We start from the raw sequence: 11403 nt of genomic DNA, 5'->3' as shown, positions 1-11403 counted from the left end.
TGGAGAGCCAGTGACGACGAGGTACGTCGCCCCGAAGGGCGGACGCGGAACGTTCCGGCGGATCGCCGACGCGGTGAAGGCCGCGAGCCCCGGCGACGCCGTCGTGGTCTCGGCCGGCTCCTACCAGGAGCAGCTCGTACTGGACCGCTCGGTGGTGATCGTCGCCGAGCAGGGCCAGGGCAGCGTCGAGCTGGTCGGCGTCAAGGGCAGCGGCCGGCCGACGATCGTGGTCGAGGGGCTGGAGTGCGCGCTGCGCGGTCTCCTGGTCCGGGCGGCCGACGAATCCGACACCCCGGCGATCGGCATCTCCGGTGGCGCCGGACTGCTGATCGAGGACTGCGTCGTCAGCGGCAGCCGGATCCATGCCCGAGGCAACGAAGCCGGCCAGGGCTCCGACCTGAGCGGGTACGGCGTGACCTCGGTGCTGGTCCGGCGTTCGAAGCTTGGCAGCGGGCGGCTGGCCGCGATGCACCTGTCCGGCCGGGTCCGGGCACAGGTCGAGGACTCCACGATCGAGAAGATCGACGGCATCGGCGTCGTACTGTCCGGCGGCGCTTACCTGGAGGCCAACCGGCTCCGGATGACCGACACCGTCGGCTACGGCTTCCGGCTCCGTGGCGACAGCCGGATCAAGCTCACCGACTCCGTACTGCGTCAGACGGGCATGGCAGGTCTGCTGCTCGAGGACGGCTCCTCCGGCGTACTGACGGAGCTGACGATCGACAAGGCCGGTGCTGCGGCTGTCCACGCTGCCGGCTCGGCCCGGGTCGAGCTGGTCGACTGCCGGTTGCGTGACACCCAGGCGAGCGGTCTGGTGGTCCAGGACCAGGCACAGCTGACCGCGAAGGGCTGTGCCGTCTCCGACTCGGGCGCCAACGGCCTGCTGATCTCGGACGGGGCCCAGGCGACGCTGACCGACTGCCGGGTCGACCGCTCGAAGTACAGCGCCCTGCACCTGACCGGTACGGCGTCCGTGCGGCTGGTCGACTGCCTGGTCCGGGGTGGCGCCGAGCACGGCATCCACGCGACCGGAGCCTCCGGGGTCGAGCTGGAGGCCTGCGGGATCACCGACATCGGTCTGACCGCGCTGTCGGTGGTGGACGAGGCGACGATCAAGGCCGAGGACTGCCGGATCACCGGTGGGACGATCGGTGTCCACCTGGAGACGACGACCGCGACCAGCCTGGAGGCGTGCTCGGTGGCCGGGACGTCCGGGACCGGGGTCGAACTGTCCGGCTCCGGCTTCGTCCGGCTGGACGCGGTACGGGTCAGTAAGACGAAGGCGGCCGGGATCGTCGTCGGCACCGGGGCGAGCGCCGAGATCACCGGCAGCACGATCGAGAGGTGCGAGGGGACCGGTCTGGTCGTCTGGTCCGGCGTCGCTCCGACCGTGACCGGTCTGCGGGTCACCGGAGTCGCCAAGAACGGGATCTACCTGGCAGAGAAGGCCGCGGGGACGTACACCGACTGCGACGTGGTCGGTACGAAGTACCCGGCTCTGCACCTGAGCAAGGACTGCACGCCGGTACTGCGGCACGTGCGGATCCGCGACTGTGACGGCGCTGTCGGTCAGGACGACGGGGCCAAGCCGGTGTTCGAGGACTGCACCGTCGACGGCTCTCCGATGGCTCCCGCGACGCCCGCTGCTGCTGCGGCAGGCGCGGGAGGTGCGCCGCCGGCGACGGCCGGGCCGGCGGGCACGCTGGACGAGAGCATGCCGCCCGAGGACGAGAACCTCGAGGACGTGCTGGCCGAGCTCGAGGAGCAGATCGGGCTCGGACGGGTCAAGCGGGACGTCCAGTCGATGGTGAACCTGATGCAGGCCGTCCGGATGCGGCAGGAGGCCGGTCTGCCGGCGCCGCCGCTGAGCCGCCACCTGGTCTTCGCCGGCAACCCCGGAACGGGCAAGACCACCGTCGCGCGGCTCTACGGCCGGGTGCTGAAGGCCCTCGGGCTGCTCCGCAAGGGCCATCTGGTCGAGGTGGACCGGACCGCCCTGGTCGGCGAGTACGTCGGCCACACCGGTCCCAAGACGCAGGCCGCGGTCAACCAGGCGCTCGGCGGGGTGCTGTTCATCGACGAGGCGTACTCGCTGGCGCCGGTCGGGATCGGCAACGACTTCGGCGCCGAGGCGATCGCGACGCTGGTCAAGATGATGGAGGACCACCGCGAGGACCTGGTGGTGATCGTGGCCGGTTACGTCAACGACATGGGCCGGTTCATCGGGTCCAACCCGGGACTGTCGTCGCGGTTCACCCGGACGCTGCTGTTCGACGACTACACGCCGGCCGAGCTGGTCGACATCTTCGAGTACCACGCGGGCGAGCACCAGTACGAGCTGTCGGTGGACGCCCGCAAGGCGCTGTCGGAGATGTTCCAGGTGCTGCCGCGCGGTGAGGGCTTCGGCAACGGCCGGTCGGCCCGGCAGATCTTCCAGCAGATGACCGAGCGGCAGGCGTACCGGCTGGCCACCATGACCGCGCCGACGCCGGAGCAACTCGTCTGCCTGGAAGCCGACGACCTGCCGATCGACTACGCCGCGAACTCCTGACGGCTACTGTGCGACGCCGTACAGGCGGTCTCCCGCGTCGCCCAGGCCACTCCTCCAACCACCACTTCTTCTTTACTGCGCGACGCCGTACAGGCGGTCTCCCGCGTCGCCCAGGCCCGGCACGATGTAGCCCTTCTCGTTCAGGTGTGAGTCCATCCCGGCGATCACCAGCGTGCAGGGGATGTCCAGGTCGGCGAGCTCGCGCTCGATCCGCTCGACGCCCTCCGGCGCGGCCAGGATGCAGATCGCGGTGATGTGGTCGGCGCCGCGGTCCACCAGGAACTGGATCGCCGCCGCCAGCGTCCCGCCGGTGGCCAGCATCGGGTCGAGCACGTAGCACTGCCGACCGTGCAGGTCCTCCGGCAGGCGTTCGGCGTACGTCGAGGCGCTCAGGGTCTCCTCGTTGCGGATCATCCCGAGAAAGCCGACCTCGGCGGTCGGCAGCAGCCGGGTCATCCCCTCGAGCATGCCCAGACCGGCCCGCAGGATCGGCACCACCAGCGGCTTGGGGGAGGTCAGCTTGATCCCCTCCGCCTCGGCCACCGGCGTGGTGACGGTGATCGGGCCGGTGCGGACGTCGCGGGTGGCTTCGTAGGCGAGCAGCGTGACGAGTTCCTCGGTCAGCCGCCGGAAAGTCGGCGAATCCGTCCGCTCGTCCCGCAGCGTGGTGAGCTTGTGGGCGACGAGCGGGTGGTCAACGACGAGGATCTGCATGCGCCGAACGCTACCGTCGGCGATTCGCTACCGGAAACCGCGCGCGCTTCTACGATGGGAAGCGCAGTCGATTTAGGTCAGCCGGCCCCCGCCCCGGGGTGCCCTCAAGCAACGGTAGAGCCGAACCGACGAGGACGGTGCCCGCCCGTGCCCGAGAACACCGGTAAGTCGCCCGAACAACTCGACCGCCTCCGCCGCCGCGCCGCCTTCCTCCGCGATCTGGAGGAAGCCCGTGCTCTGCGCGCCCGGGTCGCGCCCCGCCGGACCCGGGTGCGGCAGATCCGCGCCGCGATGCGCCGGGCCACCTTCCACCACTGACCGGGACGAACAGCCGAAAAGGCAGCAGTTGCGGCGGGAGTCTGCGACCATGCAGAGGTGTCCGATCCCACCGCTGGGCCGATGACCACCGACGAACTCGACTTCGCGCTCGCCGCCTACACCGAGGACGGGGACTGGCAGGTCGCCGCGCTGGCGCTCCGCGGCGAACCCGACCTGTCCGCGCTCGTCTCCGCGCTGCGCCGCTACCCCGGCGACCAGGGCGTGGTCGGGATGATCTCGGTCGACGAGGACTTCTTCATCCTGCTCCGGGTGGTCGGCGGCCGGGCCAGGCTGCTGATCTCCGACGTCACCGCCGCGACCGAGTGGCCGCTGGCCAAGCAGGTCGTCGACGAGCTGGACATCCCGCTGGCCGACGACGACGACGAGCAGGTGCCGGCCGGCGATCTGGCCATCCTGTCCGACCTGGGGATGAGCGCGATGGATCTCGGCGCGCTGATCGACGACGTCGACCTGTACCCCGAGGAGATGCTCGAGGAGATCGCCGACGTGCTGGGTTTCGGCAACCAGTTCCACGAGGCGATCGAAGCCATTGGCTGATCCCGCGCACCGCGCCTACGCCCGGCTGATGGCGGTGGCGCTGGAAGAAGCCGAGAAGGCGCACGTGAGCGCCGACGTACCGATCGGGGCGATCGTGCTCGACGCCGACGCCCAGGTGATCGGGCGCGGCCACAACGAGCGCGAACTGACCGGCGATCCGACCGCGCACGCCGAGGTGCTCGCCATCCGGCGGGCGGCCGAGCACGTCGGCGAGTGGCGGCTCACCGGCTGCACCCTGGTGGTCACGCTGGAGCCCTGCACGATGTGCGCGGGGGCCATCGTGCTGTCCCGGCTGGACCGGCTGGTCTTCGCGGCGTACGACGAGAAGGCGGGCGCGGTGGGCTCGCTGTGGGACGTCGTACGGGACCGCAGACTCAATCACCGGCCCGAGGTGATCGGCGGCGTGATGGCCGACGAAGCCGGCGCGCGGCTCCGCGATTTCTTCAATCGGCATCGGTCTTGATAGCCTCTCCGGCGGTGGCGTGTCCGAGCGGCCGAAGGAGCGCGCCTCGAAAGCGCGTGAAGGGTACCCCCCTTCCGAGGGTTCAAATCCCTCCGCCACCGCCAACTACCTCCGGGTAGTAGTTACGCCGAAGACCCTGATGCTGTGTGATGCGTCAGGGTCTTCGCTTTTCTCCGCCGGTCCGGCAAACCTGCGCAATTCGTTGCCGGAGGCATAGCTCCACTAAGCTGCAGTCCCCGACCCGAGAGGGCCGCTGTGGACGTTTCACAACTCGACCGGATCCTGCTGGCCGGCGCCGCTGTGCTGCTGGTGGCGATCATCGCTGTCCGCTTGTCCGGGCGGCTCGGCCTGCCGTCGCTGCTGATCTACCTCGCGATGGGGCTGGTGCTGGGGGAGTCCGGCGCCGGGATCCAGTTCGAGGACGCCGGGCTGGCGCATGCGCTCGGGTTCGCGGCGCTGGTGGTCATCCTGATCGAGGGTGGTCTGACCACCCGGTGGAACGAGGTCCGGCCGGTGATGCCGATCGGGGTCGTGCTGGCGACCCTCGGAGTCGCCATCAGTGTCGGTGTGGTCGCCTGTGTGGCGCACTTCGTGCTCGGCCTGGACTGGCAGATCTCGATCCTGCTGGGCGCCGTCACGTCGCCGACGGACGCTGCCGCGGTCTTCTCCGTACTGCGCCGCGTTCCCGTCCGTCCGCGGCTCCGGGGGATGCTCGAGGCCGAGTCAGGCCTCAACGACGCCCCGACGGTCCTCCTGGTGACTCTGGTGAGCACTGGCGGCCTCAAGGAGCACGGTCTGCCGTACTTCGCCGGCCTCGTCGTTTACGAGCTCGTGGTCGGCGCCCTGTTCGGGTTCGTGGTCGGCTGGGCGGCCGTCGGTCTGCTCCGCCGGGTCGCGCTCGGCTCCGCCGGTCTGTACCCGCTGGCGATCGTCTCCCTCTGCTTCGTCTCGTACGCCGGTGGTGCGGTGCTGCTGCACGTCTCCGGGTTCGCCGCCGTCTACGTGACCAGCCTGATCCTCGGCCGCGCGGAGCTGCCGCACCGGATCGCGACCCGGTCGTTCGTCGACGGGTTCGCCTGGCTGGCCCAGATCGGGCTGTTCGTGATGCTCGGCCTGCTCGCCTCGCCGGGCCGGATCGCGCTGAACGACGTCCTGCTCGCGCTGGTGATCGGGATCGCGGTCACCGTGGTCGGGCGGTTCGCGGCCGTCACGATCTCGGTCTCGTGGTTCCGGATCCCGTGGCGGGAACAGACGTTCATCGCCTGGGCCGGACTGCGCGGCGCGGTACCGATCGTGCTGGCGACGATCCCGCTCGCGAACCAGGTACCACAGGCCGATCGGGTCTTCGACGTGGTCTTCGTGCTCGTGCTGCTCTTCACGCTGCTGCAGGGCCCGTCACTGCCGTGGCTGGCCAAGCGGCTGGGCGTGCTGGACGACAACGCGGCGCACGAGGTCGACATCGACGTCGCGCCACTGGAGACGCTGGGCGCGGACATGCTGCAGGTGCTGATCCCGAGCGAGTCCCGGCTGGCGGGGGTCGAGATCGGCGAGCTGCGACTGCCGCCGGGGGTGTCGGTGTCGCTGGTGATCCGGGACCAGCAGGCCTTCGTCCCCGAGCGCCGGTCCGTACTGCGCGCCGGCGACGCCGTACTGGTCGTCGCGCCGACCGCCCTGCGGGACCAGACGGTCCGTCGGCTGCGCGCGGTCAGCCGGGCCGGTCGCCTGGCCGGCTGGTTCGGCGAACGCGGCCGCGAACAGCACTAGACCGTCGCCTGCTCGCCCGGTGACGGCCGCCAGTGCTGGTCACAGGCCGGCGTGCAGCGGAGACTCAGTTCGGGTTCTGGCCGGAGGGGATCGGCTGCGTCGGCTTGATACTGGGGAGACAGAGGGTGGTGTCCTTCGGCAGAGCGATCGACTGCAGCGGCTTCTCCCGCAGTCCCGGGTAGCCGGAGCCGATGACGAGGTCGACGGAGTGGTCCGCGCGGGCGTCGGCGACAGCCTTCGGCCTGCCCTTGACCTGACCGGCCACCAGGTTCATCTCGGGCCCGTTGGCGGTCGTGCCGCGCAGCTCGATCCCGGTCACCTTGTTGCCGTTGGGCTCGTTCGCGATCTTGCTGACGTGGAACCCGTACTTCGCCAGCACCTTCGCCACCGCTGCCGCCGTACCGGCCTTGGCGCCGCCGTTGTAGACGTTCACCGAGACCTGCTTCGGGGTCAGCCGGTCGTTGGCCATCTTGGCCTCGACACAGCTCGGCCCGGCGTTGCTGCGGGTCAGCGACTCCCAGCCCCACCAGGCGCCGCCGACCAGCACGGACAGCAGCACCACCATCGTGATGGGCGTCCGCCAGTGGATCCGCGAGTGCGGCCGCGGCTGCTCCTGGAGTGCGCTCATCTGACAGTCCCCCGACTCATCTCTTAATCCACGACCAGGACCCGGGCGTGCAGAACCAGACGCTGCTGCAGGGCCGCGCGCAGGGCGCGGTGCAGACCGTCCTCCAAGTACATCTCGCCCTTGAACTCGACCACGTGGGCGAACAGGTCACCGTAGAAGGTCGAGTCCTCGTCGAGCAGCGCGTTCAGGTCCAGAGTGCCCTTGGTCGTCACGAGCTGGTCGAGCCGCACCTGCCTCGGTGGCAGCACGGACCAGTCCTTCGGCTTGTACCCGTGGTCCGGGTAAGGCCGTTCCTCGCCGACGCGCTTGAAGATCACCCCCCGGAGTCTAGCGTTCGTCGGGGGTCCGCGAGAGGTCGGCAACGTCACCGGAAAAAACACGCCGGAGGCACAACCTTTGCGGGCAGTTGGGCGTCTCATGGGAACAAGGACTCAGGAGGGGGAAAAAATGAGGACTCTGACCCGATTAGGTGCCGGCCTGGCCACGCTCGCCGTGGCGGTCGCCGGAACCACGATCCCGGCCGAGGCGCTGACCGTCACCCAGAACAAGGCGGCGCAGACCCGGCTGACCAAGCTCGGCTGCACGCCCGGGCCGGTGGACGGCAAGATCGGCGCGATGACCCAGGCGGCGACCGTCCGGTTCCAGTCGGCCAACAAGCTGAGCCAGACCGGCGCGCTGAACAGTACGACGTACGCGCGGCTGCTGGCCTCGACGGCGAAGCGCTGCGACGTCCGCGCCGTACCGGCCGGCACCGGCGCCGGCCGCCGGATCGTGATCAGCCAGGGGCAGAACTGGGTCTGGCTCGTCGACGCCAAGGGCAAGGTGGTCCGGCAGGGCGGGATGATCGACAACCCGAGGTACCTGAAGCCGGGGACCTACACGACCGGCGTCAAGTGCGGGCGGACGGCCCGGATCAGGAAGAACACCGACGGCGCCAGCCTCTACCTGAACAACTTCGTCCGGTTCGCGCCGTGCGGGATCGGCTTCCACCAGATCCCGACGTACAAGCGCACCGGCGCCCAGATCCACGCCGACTGGCTGCTCGGCACCAACTCGAAGGTGTCGCACGGCTGCATCCGGGTCTCCGCCGCGATGTCGGCCACGATCTGGTCCTTCACCGCGACTTCCGTCAGGGTCGTCGTCATCCGCTGATCCGAGCACTAGCATCTCGAACGCACGGGGAGAAGTCCCTTCGTTCGTTCGAGAGGCACGTTGAGATGGCCGAGACAGCCGACGTCGTGGAGACCGTCAAGCAGGGGTACGCGTTCGAGGGACCGGCGATCGAGCTGGGCGCGCTCCTGGTGGACGGTACTCCGAACCCGGAGGCGGCGGTCCGGATCCCGCTCTCGATGGTGAACCGGCACGGGCTGGTCGCGGGGGCCACCGGTACGGGCAAGACCAAGACCCTGCAGTTGATGGCCGAGCAGTTGTCGGCCGCCGGGGTCGCGGTCTTCGCCGCCGACATCAAGGGTGACCTGTCCGGTATCTCGCAGCCGGGGCAGTCGAGCGAGAAGCTGCTGGCGCGGACGAAGACGATCGGCCAGGAGTGGGCCGGGACGGGGTTCCCGACCGAGTTCTACGCGCTCGGCGGGCAGGGCACCGGCGTACCGATCCGGGCGACGATCACGTCGTTCGGACCGGTGCTGCTGTCCAAGGTTCTCGGCCTGAACGACGTCCAGGAGTCCTCGCTCGGCCTGATCTTCCACTACGCCGACAAGCAGGGGCTGACCCTGCTGGACATCAAGGACCTGCGGGCGGTCATCTCGCACCTGACCAGCGACGAGGGCAAGGGTGACCTGAAGGAGCTCGGCGGGCTGTCCGCGGCGACCGCGGGCGTCATCCTGCGGGCGCTGATCGGGTTCTCCGACCAGGGCGCCGAGGCGTTCTTCGGTGAGCCGGAGTTCGACACCGCCGACCTGCTGCAGCAGCGGGACGGCCAGGGCGTCATCTCGCTGCTCGAGCTGCCGAACCTGCAGGACCGGCCGGCGCTGTTCTCCACCTTCCTGATGTGGCTGCTGGCCGACCTGTTCCACGACCTGCCCGAGGTGGGCGACGTGGAGAAGCCGAAGCTGGTGTTCTTCTTCGACGAGGCCCACCTGCTGTTCGCCGACGCCTCGAAGGCGTTCCTCGCCTCGATCGCGCAGACCGTCCGGCTGATCCGGTCGAAGGGGGTCGGCGTCTTCTTCGTCACCCAGACCCCGAAGGACGTGCCGGACGACGTACTGGCGCAGCTCGGGTCGCGGGTGCAGCACCAGCTGCGCGCGCACACCCCGAACGACGCGAAGGCGCTGAAGGCGACCGTGTCGACCTTCCCGAACTCGTCGTACGACCTGGGCGAGGTGCTGACCCAGCTCGGCATCGGCGAGGCGATCGTGACCGTGATGAACGAGAAGGGTGCCCCGACCCCGGTCGCGTGGACCCGGTTGCGCGCTCCGCAGTCACTGATGGCACCGGCTTCCGCCGAGCAGCTGACGGCCGCGGTGCAGGGGTCGGCGGGCAACGCGAAGTACACGGCGGTGATCGACCGCGAATCGGCGTACGAGAAGCTCGCCGCGCGGGTCCAGGCGGGCGCTGAGCAGGCCGAGGCGGAGGCTCAGAACAAGCCGGCCCCGCAGCCGAAGGCGGCCCCGGCTCCGCGGGCCCCGAAGGCGGAGAAGTCGATGGTCGAGCAGGTCGTCGGCTCGTCGGCCTTCAAGCAGTTCGCCCGCACCGCCGGCCGCGAGATCATCCGGGGCCTCTTCGGCGCCGCCCGCCGCAAGCGCTGATCCACCGCCACGCCGGCAGCTCCGATCCGCCACGAGATCGGCAGTTGCCGGCGTTTCGTATTCGACGCTGATGGAACAGTCACGGTGCGTACGGCGATCATTGATCCTTGATCAAACGACTGATGCCAAGGCCGGCAGTTTTCGTTTCCAAGTGGTTATCCACAGCGCGCCGTCGCGGATTGGGACCGAACCCTCACACGTCGTACCGTGAGAGGTAATGGTTGCGCAGAGTAGGCGAGCGGTGCGGTCCTGGGCGGTGTGGACGCTGTCGGTCCCAGCGCTCGGGCTGGTCGTGCTCGTGGTGCTGGCAGCGATCGCCTACGGCACCCGGGCGTTCGCGGAGCTGCCGTCGTGGCAGGGGCTCGACGTCGTCCTCGCGCTGACGGCGTCGGCGCTGATCTCGGTCGAGGGCGCGCGCCGGGTCGAGAGCCGGCGACGGCGGGGTGGCGCGCTGCACAAGGATCTCGCGCCGGCGTGGATGATCGCGGCCGCGCTCGTGCTGCATCCGGCCCTGGCGATCCTGGTCGTGGTGCTGCTGCGGATCTGGTGGCGGCTCCGGGCCGGCCGGTGCATCCCCTATCGCTGGGCGTTCTCCACTGCCGTCTGCGTGCTCGCGGTCGGAGCCGCGCATGCTGTCTACCGGTCGGCCCTGGAGCTGACCGGCGGGGGCGACCTCGGCCTGGTCGTCTCGATGGCCGGTGGCGCGCTCGCCTACCTGGCCGCCGACACCCTGCTCTGCGGCCTGGCGATCTCGTTGATCGTGCCGGGCAGCAGCCGGCAGGACACGATCGGGGACAAGGACGATCTCTGCGTCGACGCGACCGCGGGCACACTCGGGTGTCTGCTGGCGGCGGCGACGCTGATCAGCCCGTGGTTCGCGTTCGTGGCGGTCCCGATCACGCTGACCGCCCAGCGCGCGCTGCTGCTCGGCCAGTTGGAGACCGAGGCGCAGACCGATCCGAAGACGAGCCTCGCGCGGGTCGACTGGTGGCGCCGGCGCACCGAGGAACTGCTCCGCGCGTCCCGCGGTCAGCATGAGCCGATGGCGGTGCTGCTGATCGACATCGACCACTTCAAGCAGGTCAACGACCGGCACGGTCACCTGGTCGGCGACGAGGCGCTGCGCGCGGTCGCGACCGTTCTTCGCTCCGCGATCCGGACCAAGGACGTGATCGGCCGGTTCGGCGGCGAGGAGTTCGTCATCACCCTGCCCGGGACCGGGCTGGACGACGCCACAGTCACCGCCGACCGTCTCCGCTCAGCCATCGCCGCCAGTCCGCTGGCCGCGATGTGCGCCGGCGTGCTCGACGACCCCGACCTGGACCCTGACACCTTCCGCTTGACCGTCTCGATCGGAGTGGCGGTTTATCCCACCGACGGCACCACAGTCGATGCGCTGCTGCTCCGCGCCGACCGGGCGATGTACGCCGCCAAGGCCGCCGGCCGGGACAGAGTTCGTCTGGCCGCGGATCTCCACCCCGACTCCCGTCGCTCCAGCACGCTGCCCAAGCCCGGTCTGCCGCGCCCGACCCCGGCGGACCTCCAGCACCGCTGACTTCGTCGAGTGCAGCGACCGGACGCCCAGGAGAAGAAAGATCTGCGGACGGCAGAACCTTTTGCGGGTGACCGGCGTCTTTGGGGG

At 69.9% G+C, this 11403-nt stretch carries 11 protein-coding genes and 1 tRNA gene; 9 read left to right on the top strand and 3 right to left on the bottom strand.

The window, feature by feature from the left end:
• The first annotated feature begins 10 nt into the window (after positions 1-10).
• Positions 11-2551: a right-handed parallel beta-helix repeat-containing protein gene (locus tag OX958_RS34835; protein ID WP_270134659.1), complete on the top strand. Its 2541-nt coding sequence runs from the start codon at positions 11-13 to the stop codon at positions 2549-2551.
• A 72-nt stretch (positions 2552-2623) separates the two neighbouring features.
• Here OX958_RS34835 and upp read toward each other — a convergent pair whose 3' ends face one another.
• Positions 2624-3265 (bottom strand): uracil phosphoribosyltransferase, encoded by a 642-nt coding sequence (upp, locus tag OX958_RS34830; protein WP_270134658.1) that lies wholly within the window; start codon positions 3263-3265, stop codon positions 2624-2626.
• Positions 3266-3412: 147 nt separating this feature from the next.
• Here upp and OX958_RS34825 point away from each other — a divergent pair, with 147 nt between their 5' ends.
• The 5 genes from OX958_RS34825 (at position 3413) to OX958_RS34805 (ending at position 6368) form a co-directional block, all read left to right on the top strand.
• Positions 3413-3583 (top strand): hypothetical protein, encoded by a 171-nt coding sequence (locus OX958_RS34825; protein WP_270134657.1) that lies wholly within the window; start codon positions 3413-3415, stop codon positions 3581-3583.
• 57 nt (positions 3584-3640) lie between these two features.
• A complete protein-coding gene (locus OX958_RS34820; protein ID WP_333486470.1) occupies positions 3641-4141 on the top strand; it encodes a tRNA adenosine deaminase-associated protein in 501 nt (166 codons plus the stop codon).
• Between the two features lie 28 nt (positions 4142-4169).
• The gene (gene tadA, locus OX958_RS34815; RefSeq protein ID WP_270139200.1) at positions 4170-4604 is read left to right on the top strand and encodes a tRNA adenosine(34) deaminase TadA; all 435 of its coding nucleotides are present in this window, start codon (positions 4170-4172) and stop codon (positions 4602-4604) included.
• Positions 4605-4617: 13 nt separating this feature from the next.
• Positions 4618-4708, top strand: a tRNA-Ser gene (locus tag OX958_RS34810).
• 151 nt (positions 4709-4859) lie between these two features.
• A complete protein-coding gene (locus OX958_RS34805) occupies positions 4860-6368 on the top strand; it encodes a potassium/proton antiporter (RefSeq protein WP_270134656.1) in 1509 nt (502 codons plus the stop codon).
• Positions 6369-6432: 64 nt separating this feature from the next.
• On the opposite strand, the gene OX958_RS34800 is transcribed toward OX958_RS34805, so the two are convergent.
• Complete coding sequence (locus tag OX958_RS34800; protein WP_270134655.1) at positions 6433-6996, bottom strand: LytR C-terminal domain-containing protein; 564 nt, start codon at positions 6994-6996, stop codon at positions 6433-6435.
• 23 nt (positions 6997-7019) lie between these two features.
• Positions 7020-7313: a type II toxin-antitoxin system VapB family antitoxin gene (locus tag OX958_RS34795; RefSeq protein WP_020388608.1), complete on the bottom strand. Its 294-nt coding sequence runs from the start codon at positions 7311-7313 to the stop codon at positions 7020-7022.
• Between the two features lie 130 nt (positions 7314-7443).
• Between OX958_RS34795 and OX958_RS34790 the strand changes: the two genes are divergently transcribed.
• The 3 genes from OX958_RS34790 (at position 7444) to OX958_RS34780 (ending at position 11316) form a co-directional block, all read left to right on the top strand.
• Entirely contained in the window at positions 7444-8148 is a 705-nt protein-coding gene (locus tag OX958_RS34790; protein WP_270134653.1) for a L,D-transpeptidase family protein, read from the top strand.
• 65 nt (positions 8149-8213) lie between these two features.
• Positions 8214-9761: a helicase HerA-like domain-containing protein gene (locus tag OX958_RS34785; protein WP_270134652.1), complete on the top strand. Its 1548-nt coding sequence runs from the start codon at positions 8214-8216 to the stop codon at positions 9759-9761.
• A 217-nt stretch (positions 9762-9978) separates the two neighbouring features.
• Positions 9979-11316 (top strand): GGDEF domain-containing protein, encoded by a 1338-nt coding sequence (locus OX958_RS34780; RefSeq protein ID WP_270134651.1) that lies wholly within the window; start codon positions 9979-9981, stop codon positions 11314-11316.
• Positions 11317-11403: the final 87 nt, after the last annotated feature.

This window comes from Kribbella sp. CA-293567 (assembly GCF_027627575.1).
GTDB lineage: Bacteria > Actinomycetota > Actinomycetes > Propionibacteriales > Kribbellaceae > Kribbella.
This window is presented reverse-complemented; position numbering and strand designations above follow the sequence as displayed.